We start from the raw sequence: 15,793 nt of genomic DNA, 5'->3' as shown, positions 1-15,793 counted from the left end.
CGAAACCTGCTGCTCCCCATGGGCTGGCGACTCGGCTACCACTCCATCCCCGCCCCCGGCGCCCCACGAGGCTTCGGACACGGCGGACTCGCCGGCTCCGGCGGCTGGGCCGACCCCGACAGCGGCCTCGCCGTCGGACTCGTACACAACTGGCTCCCCGACGCACGACACCTACCCCGCGACCAATTCATCCTCCCCCGCCTGCTCGCCCCCGTCGTCCGCGCCGCCACCGGCACCACACACCCCCAACCACAGGATCTCAGTACGGGGATCAGCTGACGGGCAGCGTCGGCTAGTTCGCCGGAGATCGAATTCTGCTTCTCGCCAAACCATCTCGCAACCGTCCGGCTCCCTTCCCCCTCGCGGCGATGGATGACCCACTCGCCTCCACGCTCGGTAACCATCAGGTCTGCTCCGTCTGTGTGATTTGTCCGAGGATGTGGGCGGGTGTGGCCGAGGGGCGAGCGTTCGTCACGAAGTCGTGGCGGAGCCGGTGATAGGGCTCGCCCGCGCCGTAGAAGTGTTGACGCATGCGGCCGAGTTCCTCGGATCGATACGCCGCCAAGGGTTTTGCCGCCTCGTCCACTGCGCGGCCGAGCTTCTTGTCGAGCAGTCGACCCGCTGTGGCGGCCATGGCCGCCGACAATGTGGCGGCCTCTCGCCTCACCCAGGCGCGAAACTCTCCGACATCTCCCGGGACGACGCGGTCCACCAGGCCGAGAGCCTTGGCGGCGCGTGCACCGACCGGCAGTGCTTCCCGCATCAGGCGATCGGCCTGCTGTGTACCGACCCGGCGTGGCAATGTGTAGGTCCAATACTCGGACCCGTACAAACCCATCAGCCGGTAATGCGGGTTGAGCACGGTGGACTCCCGGCACCAGACCTCGTCAGCGGCCAGCGCCAGCATCACTCCACCCGCACCCGCGTTCCCGGCCAGCGCCGAGATCACCAATTTGTCCGTAGTCGTGAGAATCGCCTCGACCAGGTCGTCGACGGCGTTGATATTGCGCCAGGACTCGTCGGCGGGGTCCGCGGCGGCTTCGATCACGTTGAGGTGGATGCCGTTGGAGAAGAAGTCGCGCGCCGGCCCCAGCACGAGCACGGTTGTCGGTCGAGCACACGCCTGCCGATACGCGTCCAGTAGCCGTCGGCACTGGTCTGTGCTCATTGCTCCACCGGCAAAAGAGAATTCGAGATGACCGACGTTCCCGAGTTCGTAGTACCGCAGCTCGGACCAGGTATCGCGGGTTGCGGCCTCGGCTGCCGAAATGGGAAGGTCCGGCACTCCGGCCAGGAGCTCGCGGTCTATCACCGCGGTCGCGGGCAGTTTGAAAGTCGCTGGGCCGCCGGGTATTCGGCGGCTGCGCAGCTGCGGTAGCCAGACCGCGCCGTCCACGGTGGCTCGGCAGATCGCGCCATCCCGGGTAGCGAGAACGGCGCCCGGCGCCCCGCGCAGTCGATCCTCGCGATGCCCGCTGTGTACGAAGTACTGGCGTCCGTACAGCTCATCCAGCACGCCGGGTTGGGAGTCGGCCGCGCGCAGCTTGCGGAGCACCATTTCCGTGCTGTCGCTGGACCAATCGATACATCGAAACTCCTGCGCGTGATATGGCCGCTGCCGTCCGTAGACATCGGGACGGTCGTAGTCGAGGGGCTCGGGCTCGAAGCCCCCCTGCTCGAAATGGTCAACTGCCCGCAATACTGCACACATCGCGGCATCGGCGACCTCGGTACGGTACAACTCACTTTTCCCGCAGGGCCGCATCACAAACGATTCCGAGGCCCAGATCGGACCCGCGTCCAATTCCGCGACGGCCTGCAGAACGGTGACGCCCCACTCGGTGGCGCCGGAACTGATCGCCCAGTCCAGCGCCGACGGACCTCGGTCACCCTTCGGACCCGGGTGCACGATCAGCACTGTGTTCTCCGACCAAATATCCTCTGGCACAGCGACTGTCAGCATCGGCGCAAGAATCAGATCGGGCCGGAATCGCGCTACACCCGCCCGTAGTGACTCGTCGTCACCGAGTGCCAACTCGACCCCCAAGCGGTGCCCCCGCTGCCGCAATTCCGCGTGAACACGCTGCGTGAGGCTGTTGAATGCGCTCGAGAGAAGCAGGATTCGCATTGGTTTCCTTAAAACTGAGCTCGTGGCGGCACAAACCGATACCCACCAGAAATTCGAAACAATGACGAACAGAGAAATGTCTCAGGTGCTCCTACCCATCAGCAGCACCCTATGGGACGGACTGCGCTACGGATGCGCCCGCCACTCGGGAAACATATGAATCAACACCTTGCCCATGAGGGACCGGCCGACGCACCACAGACAACAGACCGCCCCAGCACAGCGCGACTGCCGCATCGCCCTTGGAGCCGGCGACTCGCCTCCAGCCAGTACTGCGCCGCGAATCGGCTCGCACCGACGGTCGCCACCTACCTCGGGGATCTGCTCACCTCAGCGATCTATGGCAAGTAGCCGTGTTCGTGCCGCAGTCGGCGCGGGAGCGAGGTCGGAACGGCGGACATACGGTCTACTTTGCTGGCCGCCGTACATGGCGTGGCGGTGCCGGATCGTTCCCGCCGAACCATCGATCCCGGTGATCGAATACGCATCGTGCATGGCTGCTGCAAAATTGCCGATCACTCGAAAGAGTTGAGGAAACGTCTCATTTCAGACGTCTGACCAGCCTAGACTGCGGCCCATGGAAGTTCATACTCGGCAGTTGCAGTACTTCATCGCGGTCGCGGAGGAATTGAGTTTCACCCGGGCCGCGCAGCGGCTCCACGTGTCGCAGCAGGGTCTGAGCACACAGATCAAGCAGCTGGAGCACGAGATGGACGTCACGCTGTTCTCGCGGACCACGCGGCAGGTGGAGCTCACCGCGGCCGGCGCGGTGTTTCTGCGACATGTTCGAGATGCGCTGGCCAACTTGGATTTCGGGCTCGAAGAGGCCCGGGCGGTGCACCGCGGTGAACACGATCGCCTGGTGCTGGGCTGCCTCGAAGGGGCTGCGCTGACCTTGACCGAACCGATTCTGGCCGCCTTCCGGGAGCGTCATCCCGAGGTGACCGTCGAGCTGAGTCACTTCACCTACGACACCCCATCCGCCGGTCTGGCGAGCGGACTGGTGGATGTCGCCATCGTGCGCCGCCCGTTCGTCGACGAGGGGCTGCGGTTCGAGCCGCTGTTTGCCCAGCCGCTGATGGCGATGCTGCCCACGCATCATCGCCTCGCCGACCGCGCCGAGGTCACGGTCGCGGAACTGCTCGACGATCCGATCCTCGCGTCGGGGCCTTCCGATCCGGTGTGGAATGCCTTCTGGCGGCTCGAATCTCACCGTGAGGGGCGCCCCGCCCCGGCCGTCTTCCCGGTGAGAACCCTGCTCGAGGAGCTGCATCAGGTCGCGACCGGCGCAGGCATCGCGATAACGGTGCCGTGTGCGGGCTGGATCCGATTCCCCGGTGTGCGCGTCGTTCCGGTGACCGACGCCGCCCCGTGTGAGGTCGCCGTGTGCTGGCGCGCCGCACACCAGACCCCATTGGTGCGGTCCTTCGTCGACGTCGCCCGGCGGGTCCGCGCAGCCAGTCCGGACCTTATCGCCCGGCTCGAGACACCGCACCGCCGCGAACGGCACACCACTCCCGTTCCCGCGTTGTCCTCCTGATCCACAATTACTCCTTGTCGATCATCTCCAATATTTGATTTCTGTTCTTTTCCTTTGTGCCATACCGTTTTTCGAGGTGAGCGAAGGCTCATTCGGAAACATCTGAAGGAGAAGCACAAAAATGGGTTCCCTGGCCAATCTCGTTGTGGACGCGCTCGTTTCGGAGCTGATCAAGCACCTGTTCAGCGGCTCCGCGGGAACCAAGGCGTAATTCACTCCGCCCCGGGCGCAATGACCAAAGCGGGGCCGAGTCGTTCGACAACGACTCGGCCCCGCTTCTTGCATACGGTCACCTCAGCCCACGAACGAGGCCCGGAACCTGATGGTTCCGGGCCTCGTTCAGCGGAATTCGCGGCGCGGCCGATGGGCTCCGCCCGGACGGGACAGGGATCCGGTCGGCTTGCCCGTGGCCCGCGGGGTAGCAGTGCTCACTGAGCCGTGCCGAGCGCGGAGGCGAGGAGCGGCCAGGAATTGTGCAGGTCGTCCTGCCAGTAGTGCCAGGTATGCGTTCCGGTGGGACGGAAGTCGACCTGGGCCGGGATGTCCAGTGCGCTCAGCCGATCGGCGAGTTGATGGGTGCACGAGTTCGTGGCGGCCTCGATCATGCCGCCCAGCACCATCTGATTCGCCTTGGTGACGATCTGGTCGAGTGTGGGCTGCCCGGTGAGCGCCTCGGCGGCACCGGGCAGAATACACATAGAACATCTGCTGCCGCAGTCCCGCGCGATCGATGTGATCCAGATGGGAACCGACCTCGGCCCGCGAAATCTGCAGCGCACCCGGCGCGACATAGAAAAGAGCTGCGGCAACGGCGCACGACGCGATCATCGACGCGAAACTCCGCCTGGGCGACACGACTGGCTCCTCCGAACGATGGTGGAAGGGTCCTGGGCCGTGGCGGCCGCGCACACGCCACGCCCCAGGAGAATCGGGCCGGTGAATCAGCTGCCCATCAGGCGCTTGATCACGTTGGCGATGGTGTCGGTGACCGAACCGGTCGAACTGAGCTGATTCTGCGAGGAGCCGAAGCCGCCCTGGTCGAGGCTGCCCAGCAGGGCCTCACCGGGATTCGCGCCGCGACCGGTGAAGCACACACTCATCCCCGGCTGCGGTATCGAGGGCGAGACCCGCCCCCGACATCACCAATGCGGCGGCCGCAATTCCGGCAGCCAATTTCGGGGTCTTACGCATGATTCCTTCCAACAGTTCCGGAGAACGCGGAACCGATTACCGGTGAGCCGATGGGGAATTCGAGCATTCGCTCACGCCGGGAAACGCTAGAGCACAACGGAAGAGAACTTAAATCCTATTTTCGGGGTCATTCACAACCTGGTCTTGTAGATCGGCCCGGAACTACTGTTTCCGCTCGGAACGCGTGTGCCACTATGTTTTTCGTGCAGATACCGGGCGGCTTCCTTTCCCACAGTAAGTAGGTACACATGTCTCCACGTAAGGCCCGCCGGGCCGATACCGCGGCTCTTGCGCTAGCCGGGATGATCACGCTCGGTGCCGCCCTCGGCGCGGCACCCGCGCCGGCGCAGCCGGCGGATATCGCCTCCGGGTCCGGTTCCGGCTCAGGAAGTTTCGGGTCATCGGGCTCGGCGGGGTCCGGTTCCGCCGGGGTGAACGACCCGGTGTCCACCCTGCCGGCACCCGCCTCGACGGCGATCCGGCTCGACGGCGCCGCCAATTTCCGCGATATCGGCGGCTACCGCACCTCCGACGGGCACACCGTCCGCACGGGCGTGGCCTTCCGATCAAACCGCCTGGCCGGGCTCACCGACGCCGATCTGGCCAAGCTGGGTACCGCGGGCGTAACGCTGGATGTGGACCTGCGCAACGGCTCCGAGCGAAACAGCGCGCCGGATCGGGTGCCGACGGGCGCGCAGTACAAGGTCGCCGATGTGATCAGCTTCGACAGCGGCATCTCGTTCCACGAATTCCCGGTGATCACCCTGGGGCGCGGCGTGATCGACGGCTTGATCAACGGCTCCTCCGACCTCGTGCAATCGATCGACTATCCGTTGATGGTCGACTTCCACGGCTCGGACGTCGCCTTCGGCACCCTGCTGCGATCCATCGCCGCGAACACCGGCGGCGCGACGGTTTACCACTGCACCTCGGGCAAGGACCGCACCGGCTGGGCCACCGCGGTCCTGCTCACTCTGCTCGGCGTGCCCCGGGACGTGGTGAATGCCGACTACCTCGCCAGCAATACCGAACTCGGCGACCCGAAGGCAGTCCAATTGTCCTGGCTGGAGGCGGCTTTCAACGAGGTCGACCGGCTCTACGGGAGCTTCGACAAGTACATGCGTGACGGACTGGGCCTGGATCAGGCCACCATCGACGCACTGCGCGCGAAGTTGCTGGCCTGATCGTCCGGACCGCCGAGACCGGAGGCGGTCACCGCGGGCATCGGCGGTCCGCGATCTCCTCACCCACCGAAACCGGAATGTGGACAAGAAACGGATGCTCCCCCGTTCCAGCCATGGCGAATGCCCGGGAAAAACGCTAGTGCACCAGAAAGCCGAAGAGAAATCACCGTTCGCGGATAATTCACAAGACCCATTTGTCAATGAATGAGACTGTTCGACGATAGAGCTCGGTTCCGACCGTCCATCGACCTAGACTGCGCGCCATGGAAGTTCACACCCGTCAGTTGCAGTACTTCATCGCGGTAGCGGAGGAGCTGAGCTTCACCCGGGCGGCGCAGCGACTGCATGTTTCGCAGCAGGGCTTGAGCACCCAGATCAAGCAGCTCGAGCACGCGATGGACGTGGTGTTGTTCTCCCGGACCACCCGCAATGTCGAATTGACGGCCGCCGGAGCCGTATTCCTGCAGGATGTCCGTGGTGCGCTCACCGGCCTGGATGTCGCGATCGAACGGGCGCGGTCGGTGCACCGCGGTGAACAGGACAGGCTGGTCCTGGGCGCATTGGAGGGCGCGGCCCTGACCCTGACCGAGCCGATCCTCTCGACCTTCCGCCAGCGCCATCCCGGGATAACCGTCGAAATGCGCCACTTCACCTACGAAGACCCGTCGGCCGGGCTGGCCACGGGTTCGGTGGATGTGGCCTTGGCCCGCCGCCCCTTCGTCGACGCGGGGGTCCATTTCGAGACGTTGTTCGCCGAACCGCTGATGGTGATGGTGCCGGCCGGTCATCGACTGGCCGCACGTACCGAGGTCTTTGCGCACGAATTGCTCGGGGAGCCGTTGCTCGGGGCCGCCACCACCGATCCGGTGTGGAATGCGTTCTGGGAGTTGGACTCCTACCGCGACGGATCCCCGGCCCAGGTGGTGTCGCGGTCGAACACGCTGCTCGAGGAGCTGCACAAGGTCGCAACCGGGGTCGGTGTGGCCCTCACCGTGGCCTGCGCCCGCTGGATCCCGTTTCCGGGCGTGCGCCTGCTGCCGATCGCCGACGCCCCGCCCAACGAGGTGGCGGTCGGCTGGCGCGGCGCACACGAATCGGCGCTGGTCCGCTCGTTCGTCGAGGTCGCCCGCGGCATCCGCGACACCCATCCGGATCTGGTCGCCCTGCTACAGGAACCCGATTTCGCGGACTGCACGGTTCCGCCCCACCTCTGATTGACAACCCTGGCTTGTCAATGATCAGAAGAAGCTGATTTCTCTGTAGTTGCACTGTGTCCTAACGTTTCTCCGTGGCTCCACCGAAGAAATACCCGGACGCGCTGCGGGCGCACGCGATCCGCCTGTACCGAGAGTCGGATCCCAAACCGACTTTCCGCACCATGGCAGCGCATCTCGGCGTTCATCACGAGGCGCTGCGACTGTGGATCCGCCACGCCGAGCAAGAGCAATGCGCAACCGACGACAGCCCCTCCGCCACACTGGCCGCGGAGAACAAGCGGCTCCGCAAGCAAGTGGCCGACCTCGAGCGAGTTATCGCGATATTGCGCGCCGGGAGAGCTCACCAGCACGAAATTCGGCCGAATCCGGCCGTGATGAACAACAATTCGTCCCTGCCTTCCCCGGGCGATGGCGGTCGATCCCAGGAGAATCACAACTCGATGTTGTGAATGGACTCAAAATACTGATTTCTCTTCGGATACCGTGCCTCCTAACGTCTTCGATGCGAGCGAACTGCTCGCGGGGGCGGGTTCCGCACCGGACTGTGACCCGGGCCGGAGCCTGCCCCTCAGCTCTTCGAAGACTGCCCGGAAGGAAAGATGAGGGCCTTCACCATTCTGCTGCTGGCCGCGGGATTGCTGCTGGCCCCCGCGGTTCATCTCGAGCCCGCGGCGCAGGCCGCACCCACCGGATTGAAGGGTCCGCTGAGTACACGCGGCCGGTATATCGTCGACGAGGCCGGGAATCGGGTGAAGCTGAAGTCGGGCAACTGGCACGGGTCCAGCGGTACCTGGACCGGTAGCGGCGACGACGAGGATCCGGCGAACAACTTCGCCCAGGAAATCGGGCATCGCGCGCCGCTCGGACTCGACCGCGTCCCGCTCGACAAGATCGTCCAGGACTTCAAGGACCTGGGGCTGAACAGCATTCGGCTGCCGTTCTCCAATCAGATGATCACCGACGACCGGCCGGTGCAAGGGCTGACCGCGAATCCGGCGCTCAACGGTCTCGAGCCGCTGGAGGTATACGACAGGGCGGTTGCCGCGCTCACCGGCGCCGGGCTCGGCGTCATCCTCAACAATCACACCACGACCACCCGGTGGTGTTGCGCCGTCGATGGTAACGAACGCTGGAATTCCGGGCAGGACACCGACACCTGGGTGAGCGACTGGGCATTCATGGCCGCCCGGTACAAGGGCGATCCGGGCGTGATCGGAGCCGATCTGCGCAATGAGGTACGGCGCGACACCTGGGACAACCCCAACTGGGGTTTGGGCGACAGCCACGATTGGGAGGCGGCCGCGCACCAGGCGGGCGATCGGATCCTGAAGGACGCCAACCCGAATCTGCTCATCATGATCGAGGGCATCAACTGGTCCGGCATCCCGACCGATCTGACCTGGCACCAGCGCCCGATGCTGCGTGATCTGAAGTCGTTGTCGCAGACGCTGGTCCGGTCGCACAAGGTGGTCTACTCGGCCCACTTCTACAGCTACATCGGCCCGGCCAATACCGGCGGGACCGGCCTGAGCGGCGGCGAGACACACGATCCCCGCTTCCGGGACATGTCCCGGGACGATCTGTTCAAGTCCATGGACGAACTCGCGGGGTATGTGGCCAGCACGCCGGACCAGCATTTCACCGCGCCGGTATGGGTGAGCGAGTTCGGGATCGGCAAGGACGCCGAGGGCCTGGACAAGGCGTGGTTCCCGAACATGGTCGATTATCTGATCAGCCGGGACCTCGACTTCGCCTACTGGCCGATCGTCGGCTTCCAACATCAGGACAAGGGCAACGCGTGGGGCCTGCTGCGTTACGACACCGACGGCAGCAAGCGCAGCGTCATGGACGCCGACGACTGGCGCGGGGCGCACCTGCGACGCCTCCTGGACGCCAACGGTAAGACCGGCCAGGTAGCCCCGGTGCGAGCCTGGTCCATGCTCAACGCCATCCACGACGACCACAACGGGTCGCTGCGGGCCGCGAACGATTGGGATCCGGGCGCGCACAAGCTCGTCTGCCCCGACGACCAGCGCCTGATCGGGATCAGTTCACGCGGGCAGGGCGGCCTGTGCACCGACGCCACCGAGGGCAACCTGTGGCAGGCCAATACCTCGGCGACCAAGGTCGCCGCGGAGAAGGTGACAACCGACTGGGCCAACGGCTTCACCAAATACCAGTGCGCCGAAGGACAATTCATGATCGGTTACAGCGTGCGCGGCGACGGCACCTCGGCCGTCCTCTGCGCCCCCGGCCGCATTCCGCTGGCGGGCGCCGGCCGCACCGTATGGGATGACCGCGGTGACAATCGACCGGCCTCGGGCGAAGGCGGCGACTACGCGAACGGCTACTACAAGGGGCAGTGCAACGCGGACGAGTACGCCGCCGGCATCGCCTTCTCCTGGGCCAATGCCCGCTACGGGCATCCGGACGCCCTGTACTGCCGCAAGCTCAGGTAACCGGGCACCCGCCCGCTGCGGCAGGCAGACGACCCGTTGGCCCGCGCCGATGATCCGGTGCGGGCCAACGGCTTTCCCTCCATCGTGAAACCACCGAACCCGATTGACAACTCGGACGACTCCCCCGCCCGCTGTGCCCGGCGTTCAGGCCGGGACGCGGTCCGGGCCCTGGAGGATCGAGAGCCGGATGGCGGCCAGCACCACTGCGCGGTGCGGCAATCCGAGCCGGCCCGGCTCCGGCTCGTTCGCCCAGTGCCAGCCCGGCTCGTGGTCGGAGGTCGGCAGCATGATGTGGCAACCGCGGTCCGGCATGGTTACGCCGTTCTCCTGCAAGAAGGTTCGAAGTCGCTGGGGCACGGGGTGATACGGGAGGGGCGGGGCGACCAGGAAGGTCCAGAAGCGGTCGCGCGGGTCGGCGACCACCGGCGTGGACGGCAGCCAGGACAGCCGCAGGCGGACCCGGTCGCCCAGTGATTCGGGCAGCGCCAGTGCCTCGACCGCTGCGCCGACGGTGAGCAGCGGGCGGTCGGCGTACATCTCCACCGGAAGTCCATAGCGCGCTCTCAGCACGTGGGCCGATTCGTAAGGGGAACAGCACGATTCGAACATCCAAACCTCCGGGCGCGCGACGAGGGGTGCACCCGGTGCCAGGGTGTCCGCGGGTTCCCGTGGCCGACGCGAGGCATGAACGGAGGATTCGCGTCGAGTGCGGACACCGGGCGATTGGAGGCTCGTCGACCGGCACCGAGTGCGAGAACAGTCTCGACCATCAACCGTGCCACAACGGTGACACCCGGATGGCATCCGGATGACCGGCTGTAAATCTGTTTCCCCCAACAACGAACCAGTAACCGTGAGGAAGCTCACCAGCGAAACCGACCGCCCCGGAGGATCTTTCACGAGCTACTCTCCGATCTGCAGTGAAGACCGCCTCTCGGCCTGTCGGCAGATCATCGACGAACCTGTCGGCAGATTATCGACCAAACCGTCGGCAGATCATCGGCCTCGAGGACAACGCCGGCCGCATCATCGGCATCGAAGTCAAGGCCGCCGGGACCGTCCGCAGCGACGACTTCCCCATGGTGGTTCAACGCCGTCTGCACTCGGGCGGTGCATTGAAAATTCGCGACCAGCGCAGGTATCGAGAATGCCGCTCGCTGATCCGTGGTGGGGCTGCCGGAAACAGCGCCACCACGTCCGGCGTGCGGCGTTGATCAAACGGTCGCGAGGTCCGCGGCGAAATTGCGCAGCGTCTCCACCGAGGCGATACCGGCCGCCATCGCAGCGAAGTTGTACAGCGACAGCGGCCCGAGCATCTGCAGGAATTCCGATTCGGCGAGGGCGGGGAGGTGCTTGCGCACCAGCTCGAGCGCCGCCGGATCCGACATCAGCACAAACAGCGGCGAATCCAGAGACAGCCTGCCCGACGGGAATTCGGCACGCGGGGGCAACTGCTCCATGGCGAGCATGGCTTGGTCGCGCTGGGCGCGCGCCAGCAGATGTTCGGGCCCGACCGGCCCGTGCTCGGGCAGGCCGAGGCGCTGGAACTGGCTCGGCGGCGCCTCGTTGGCGCGCATCAGGTCGACCATGAGCTGCGCCATGCGCAGTTCGATCTCGTCGTCCGCCAAGGGGTTCAGCTGTTGCGGGTCGGCCGACAGGTCGAACAGGAGTGTGCCGTGCATGTACGAGTTGACCAGACTGTGTCCGGACATCCGCAGGGTGCGAACGCCCTTGGTGAACCCGAACGGCTCGGCCAGCTCGAGATCGGCCAGCTCGGTGGGCGAGAAGCGCCAGCGCATATGTGTGGGCATCAGCGTATGTTCCTGCAGCGGAACGTTTTCCGGTGTCGGATTCGCGCGCATGTAGACATAGCGGCCATCGGTGACATTGACGTGGCCACCGAACATTCCGAACAGCGCGCCGGCGCGGATCTCGGTGTCCGCGGCGACCGGCAACGGCGCCCCCTGCGTGTCGGCGGGGATCCGGATGCCGAAGAAGTCGAGCAGGGTGGGAGCCAGATCGATGGTCTGCACCAGCGCCTGCCGCCGTTCCCCCGCGGCCCGGGTGCGCGGATCCCACGCGAACAACGGCAGGTGCACCAGCTCGTTGTACCAGGGCTGCACCGACTTTCCCCACCACCCGCGTTCGCCGAGCAGGAAGCCGTGGTCGGTGTTGACGATCAGCATGGTGTCGTCCCACAGGTTCAGCTCGTCCATCATGTCGAGCACCCGGCCCAGCGAGTGATCGCACATCGACAGCAGCGCCGCGTATTCGTAGCGGGCGTGCTGCGCTTGGTCCTCGGATTCGGTGACGCGCTTGTAATCGGGCCAGTCGAAGTGCGGGCCGTCGTAGTCGTGCGGGTAGAGGTCCTTGTAGTTCTTGTGGCTGAAGAACGGCTCGTGCGGATCGAAGGTCTCGATCTGCACGAACCAGCGGTCGGCGGCGGCATTGGTGCGGATGAACTCGAGACCGGCATCGAATGTCAGCGTCTGCGAATGCTCCGCCTCGGTCGGCATGTGACTGCGGTTCACCCAGTCCTGCACATAGGCCGGCATCCGCATGGCCTTCAGATCCTCGACCGGCATATCCGGGGGTGCGACCTGGCCCTTCCACGGATCGCCCTCCTGCCCGCGGAAGAACTCCCACGTGCTGTAGCGACCGTGGTAGGTCGCGCCGCCGTCCTCCCAATAGTGGGGATGATCGCTGGCCAGATGGGTGTGAATCCCGTTCTGCTTCAACAGTTCCGGCATGGAATCGTCGAACGGCTCCAGCGGACCCCAGCTGCGGTGCAGGAAGTTGTGACGCCCGGTGTGGATCTCGCGGCGGGCGGGCATGCACGGCATGGACCCGGCCCAGGCGTTGTCGAAAGTGACGGCACGTTCGGCGAGCCGGGCAAAGTTGGGCGCGTGCGTCCAGTCACACCCGTACGGCGGCAGCATGCGCCGGTTCAGGCTGTCGAACATCACCATGATGGCTTTCACAGGCAGTCTCCTAGTCTGCGGGGTGTAACGGGAGAAGACGGTGCGGCAGCGTTTCGAACCTCGCGTCCGGGCTTGCCACGCAACGGAATCCGGCATGACCGGTGGAGCTGTCAGGGGTATTGGCCGAGCGGGCCGCGACGCGATAGCGGAAGCAATAGGAGTCGTGGCACATGTGCGAGCCGCCGCGAATCACCTTGCTGTCGCCGGTCTTCGGCCCGGACGGGTCGATGGTGAGGCCGGACCGGTGGCCGGTGGTCCACCAGTCGGCGCACCACTCCCACACGTTGCCGCAGGTGTTGTAGAGCCCGAATCCATTGGGCTCGAACGCATCCACCGGCGCGGTGCCGCGGTAGCCGTCGGCGGCGGTGTTCTTGGCCGGGAAGCTGCCGCGCCAGATATTGCACCGGTAGTCGCCGCCGGGGTCGAGGTCGTCGCCCCAGGGGTAGCGGGCTCCGGACAGGCCGCCGCGGGCGGCGTACTCCCATTCCGCTTCGGTGGGCAGCCGCTTGCCGGCCCAGGTGGCGTAGGCGTGCGCGTCGTTCCAGGACACGTGGACAACCGGATGGCGGCCGCGGCCGTCCAGATCACTGCCGGGGCCTTCGGGCCGATCCCATTGCGCACCGCTCACCCCGCACCACCACGGGGTGCGCTCCGGGCGCGGGGCGTCGCGGCGCAGCGCGGCGGGCAGGAACCCGGCGAAGACATAGGACCAGCCGAGCCGGTCGGCGTCGGTGCGGTAGCCGGTGTCCGCGATGAACTCGGCGAATTCGTCATTGGTCACCGCGCAGGCGTCGATCAGGAACGGGGACAGCCGGACGGGCCGCACCGGGCCTTCACCGTCACCCGGATAGCCGACCGCGTCGGCGGTGCCCATCAGGAATTCCCCGCCCGGCAGCGCGATCATGCCGGTGGTGTCCAGTCGCCCGGGCGTGACCGCCGGGACGAACGCCTCCGGCCGACTGTCCGAGCTCGAACGCGAGGGCGGACAGCAGGTCGGCCGGGAGTCGCTGTGGGCGTGATCGGCTGGAATCATCGGGCTCTTTCACCTTTCGGACTCTGGTCGCGGCCGTCGAGGGCTTGCCTGCGGTTTCGTTGACACACTATGCCACAAGTGTCATGGTGGATCGTACTCAACTATTGGAATGCATGCCACAGAGCCGGCGCACCTGCCGGAAAGGATCGCCAATGAAAGTCATCTATGTCGACGTCGATACGCTGCGGGCCGATCACACGGGCGCATACGGATATCAGCGAGACATCACCCCGAATCTGGATGCGATGGCCAAGGATTCGGTGTGTTTCGACCGGTATTACTGCTCCGATTCGCCGTGCCTCCCTTCGCGGACCGCACTGACCAGCGGGCAATTCGGCATCACCACAGGCGTGATCGGCCATGCCGGGCAAGCCGCTCAGTACCGCATGGACACCGGTCATGCCCCGCAACTCCCTCGGCCGCTGCTCGGCCAGCAACTGGGGATGTTCGGCTATTACACCGCGGCCATCTCGAGTTTCGCCGAACGCCACCGGGCCCATTACTTTCTCGGGAATTTCCGGGAATCGATCCGCGCCACGAACGGCCTGGGCGACGAGCCCGCCGATGCGGTGACCGATCGCGCGGTCGAGTGGATCACCCGCCACCAAGACGAAGACAACTGGTATCTGCACCTGACGTATTGGGATCCGCACACCGATTACCTGCAGGACCGCGAATGGACCGACCGTGCCGCCGCCGCAGGCCCCGCCCCTGCCTGGCCGGACCAGGCCGCCATCGACGAGCATCAGGACGTCTACGGTCCGCGCACCGCTCGCGACCTACACTACGGAACGGTCGCCCGCAGGAGCCGGGTCCCGCACAATATGCCGGACCAGATTGCCGACCGCGCCGACTTCGAGCACCTCGTCAATGGCTTCGACGGTGGAATCATGTTCTGGGACAACCACTTCGGACGACTCCGCGCTGCCATCGCGGAACTCGGCCTGACCGAGGACATCGCGATCATCGTCAGCGCCGACCACGGCGAATCATTCGGCGAGCAGGGCTCCTACGCCGAGCACGGGCTGGCCAACGAGCCGGTCCACCGGCTGCCGATGGTCGTGTACTGGCCGGGCGTCACCGATCGCGCCGAGCATCGCCGCAACGACGCGCTGCTGTACAACATCGACTACGCACCGACCATCTGCGACCTGCTGGGCCTGCCGATCCCGCCGAAGTGGCAAGGTCGATCCTTCGCTGCTGCGGTGCGCGGCGAGGTCATCGAATCCCGCGACCACCTGGTGCTCAGCCACGGTGCGCACACCTATCAGCGCTCCGTGCGTACCCGCGACCATCTCTACATTCGCACCTACCACCCGGGCTGCTTCAAGGCCGAAGACGAGTCGCTGTTCGACGTGACGGCCGACCCCCATCTGACCCGGAACCTGATCGAGGACAAGCCGGATCTGGCGGACTCGATGCGCGCCAAGCTGTTGCAGTGGTGGCATCGGTACGCCGGAACCCCGGGCGCACTCCCGGACCCGATGCAGACCACGCTGCAACTCGGCCCGACGCTGTACAACCAGCCCGAGGAGTACATGCGGCACCTGCGCGAGACCGGCCGTGCCGAGCAGGCCGACGACCTGTACCGCCGCCTGCATCCGGACAACGGCGCGCTCGGCGCCTCCTGGACGGCCCAGGGCCCGCTCATGGCCCCCGAGGAGCGAGCAATCTTCATGAATTTCGTTGCTGCCCAGAAGAAGTCGGATGAACCCAAGGACTCCGGCGACGCCGACATTTTCCGTCGACTGCTGGGCGTGCGCGAAGCATCGAACGCCGAATCCGGCGCGTGATCCACGCACCCGAATCCCCGTCCCCCACACCGGAGAAGAGATGAATCAACCCCTGCCCGCCGACGCACCCGATCTCGAAGCGCACCTAGCGGCGCTGCTGGACAAGCTGAGCCTGGAACAAAAGGTCCGGTTGCTGAGCGGCGCCTCGGTCTGGTCCCTGCCCAGCGAACCGGCCATCGGGTTGCGGTCGATCGTCATGTCGGACGGCCCCTCCGGCGTCCGGGGCGGGTCGATGGACGACCGGGACCCCTCCGCCAGCCTGCCCTC

Annotated in this window: 15 protein-coding genes; 9 read left to right on the top strand and 6 right to left on the bottom strand. The window is 65.8% G+C overall.

What is annotated here, in order from left to right; all coding sequences use genetic code 11:
• A partial coding sequence (locus tag ACFXN1_RS49520; RefSeq protein WP_379464077.1) for a serine hydrolase occupies window positions 1-279 on the top strand: 279 nt, incomplete at its 5' end.
• A gap of 124 nt (window positions 280-403) precedes the next feature.
• Here ACFXN1_RS49520 and ACFXN1_RS49515 read toward each other — a convergent pair.
• A complete protein-coding gene (locus ACFXN1_RS49515) occupies window positions 404-1,909 on the bottom strand; it encodes an enoyl-CoA hydratase-related protein (protein ID WP_379446600.1) in 1,506 nt (501 codons plus the stop codon).
• A 796-nt stretch (window positions 1,910-2,705) separates the two neighbouring features.
• Here ACFXN1_RS49515 and ACFXN1_RS49510 point away from each other — a divergent pair.
• Window positions 2,706-3,668 carry a LysR family transcriptional regulator gene (locus tag ACFXN1_RS49510; RefSeq protein ID WP_379446601.1) on the top strand — a complete coding sequence of 321 codons (963 nt, stop codon included), beginning with the start codon at window positions 2,706-2,708 and terminating at the stop codon, window positions 3,666-3,668.
• A 428-nt stretch (window positions 3,669-4,096) separates the two neighbouring features.
• Here the strand turns inward: ACFXN1_RS49510 and ACFXN1_RS49505 are convergent, their stop codons facing one another.
• Together ACFXN1_RS49505 and ACFXN1_RS49500 are read right to left on the bottom strand one after the other, a co-directional pair.
• On the bottom strand, window positions 4,097-4,366 hold the full coding sequence (locus tag ACFXN1_RS49505) for a hypothetical protein (RefSeq protein ID WP_379446008.1): 270 nt from the start codon (window positions 4,364-4,366) through the stop codon (window positions 4,097-4,099).
• A 243-nt stretch (window positions 4,367-4,609) separates the two neighbouring features.
• Complete coding sequence (locus ACFXN1_RS49500) at window positions 4,610-4,768, bottom strand: hypothetical protein (protein WP_379446009.1); 159 nt, start codon at window positions 4,766-4,768, stop codon at window positions 4,610-4,612.
• Between the two features lie 339 nt (window positions 4,769-5,107).
• Here ACFXN1_RS49500 and ACFXN1_RS49495 point away from each other — a divergent pair, with 339 nt between their 5' ends.
• From ACFXN1_RS49495 to ACFXN1_RS49480, 4 genes are all read left to right on the top strand, one after another.
• Window positions 5,108-6,043, top strand: a complete 936-nt coding sequence (locus ACFXN1_RS49495) for a tyrosine-protein phosphatase (protein ID WP_379446011.1) — start codon at window positions 5,108-5,110, stop codon at window positions 6,041-6,043.
• 263 nt (window positions 6,044-6,306) lie between these two features.
• Complete coding sequence (locus tag ACFXN1_RS49490; RefSeq protein ID WP_379446012.1) at window positions 6,307-7,257, top strand: LysR family transcriptional regulator; 951 nt, start codon at window positions 6,307-6,309, stop codon at window positions 7,255-7,257.
• 74 nt (window positions 7,258-7,331) lie between these two features.
• Window positions 7,332-7,709, top strand: a complete 378-nt coding sequence (locus tag ACFXN1_RS49485) for a transposase (protein WP_379464075.1) — start codon at window positions 7,332-7,334, stop codon at window positions 7,707-7,709.
• A 150-nt stretch (window positions 7,710-7,859) separates the two neighbouring features.
• Complete coding sequence (locus tag ACFXN1_RS49480; RefSeq protein ID WP_379446015.1) at window positions 7,860-9,719, top strand: glycoside hydrolase family 5 protein; 1,860 nt, start codon at window positions 7,860-7,862, stop codon at window positions 9,717-9,719.
• Window positions 9,720-9,863: 144 nt separating this feature from the next.
• On the opposite strand, the gene ACFXN1_RS49475 is transcribed toward ACFXN1_RS49480, so the two are convergent.
• Window positions 9,864-10,262, bottom strand: a complete 399-nt coding sequence (locus tag ACFXN1_RS49475) for a hypothetical protein (RefSeq protein ID WP_379446016.1) — start codon at window positions 10,260-10,262, stop codon at window positions 9,864-9,866.
• A gap of 377 nt (window positions 10,263-10,639) precedes the next feature.
• On the opposite strand from ACFXN1_RS49475, the gene ACFXN1_RS49470 reads away from it, so the two are divergent.
• Window positions 10,640-10,933, top strand: a complete 294-nt coding sequence (locus tag ACFXN1_RS49470) for a hypothetical protein (RefSeq protein WP_379446017.1) — start codon at window positions 10,640-10,642, stop codon at window positions 10,931-10,933.
• Here the strand turns inward: ACFXN1_RS49470 and ACFXN1_RS49465 are convergent, their stop codons facing one another.
• Both ACFXN1_RS49465 and ACFXN1_RS49460 read right to left on the bottom strand, forming a co-directional pair.
• Window positions 10,934-12,700: a sulfatase-like hydrolase/transferase gene (locus ACFXN1_RS49465; protein ID WP_379446018.1), complete on the bottom strand. Its 1,767-nt coding sequence runs from the start codon at window positions 12,698-12,700 to the stop codon at window positions 10,934-10,936. It abuts the gene before it with no gap.
• 10 nt (window positions 12,701-12,710) lie between these two features.
• Window positions 12,711-13,604, bottom strand: a complete 894-nt coding sequence (locus ACFXN1_RS49460; RefSeq protein ID WP_379446019.1) for a formylglycine-generating enzyme family protein — start codon at window positions 13,602-13,604, stop codon at window positions 12,711-12,713.
• Window positions 13,605-13,885: 281 nt separating this feature from the next.
• On the opposite strand from ACFXN1_RS49460, the gene ACFXN1_RS49455 reads away from it, so the two are divergent.
• The gene (locus ACFXN1_RS49455; protein ID WP_379446020.1) at window positions 13,886-15,526 is read left to right on the top strand and encodes a sulfatase; all 1,641 of its coding nucleotides are present in this window, start codon (window positions 13,886-13,888) and stop codon (window positions 15,524-15,526) included.
• A 40-nt stretch (window positions 15,527-15,566) separates the two neighbouring features.
• Window positions 15,567-15,793, top strand: a 227-nt coding sequence (locus tag ACFXN1_RS49450; RefSeq protein WP_379446021.1) for a hypothetical protein, incomplete at its 3' end; no start/stop codon positions are given.

The sequence above is a fragment of the Nocardia sp. NPDC059154 genome, assembly GCF_042755705.1.
Taxonomy (GTDB): domain Bacteria; phylum Actinomycetota; class Actinomycetes; order Mycobacteriales; family Mycobacteriaceae; genus Nocardia.
Note: the sequence above shows the minus strand (reverse complement) of the source record. Positions and strands in the feature narration are given on the sequence as shown.

Bases quoted from the DNA above. Each gene is read 5' to 3' on its own strand.
- ACFXN1_RS49500 (WP_379446009.1), bottom strand. From the start codon at position 4,768: ATGAGTGTGTGCTTCACCGGTCGCGGCGCGAATCCCGGTGAGGCCCTG.
- ACFXN1_RS49455 (WP_379446020.1), top strand. From the start codon at position 13,886: ATGAAAGTCATCTATGTCGACGTCGATACGCTGCGGGCCGATCACACG.
- ACFXN1_RS49510 (WP_379446601.1), top strand. From the start codon at position 2,706: ATGGAAGTTCATACTCGGCAGTTGCAGTACTTCATCGCGGTCGCGGAG.
- ACFXN1_RS49490 (WP_379446012.1), top strand. From the start codon at position 6,307: ATGGAAGTTCACACCCGTCAGTTGCAGTACTTCATCGCGGTAGCGGAG.
- ACFXN1_RS49495 (WP_379446011.1), top strand. From the start codon at position 5,108: ATGTCTCCACGTAAGGCCCGCCGGGCCGATACCGCGGCTCTTGCGCTA.
- ACFXN1_RS49460 (WP_379446019.1), bottom strand. From the start codon at position 13,604: ATGATCGCGCTGCCGGGCGGGGAATTCCTGATGGGCACCGCCGACGCG.
- ACFXN1_RS49480 (WP_379446015.1), top strand. From the start codon at position 7,860: ATGAGGGCCTTCACCATTCTGCTGCTGGCCGCGGGATTGCTGCTGGCC.
- ACFXN1_RS49505 (WP_379446008.1), bottom strand. From the start codon at position 4,366: ATGTGTATTCTGCCCGGTGCCGCCGAGGCGCTCACCGGGCAGCCCACA.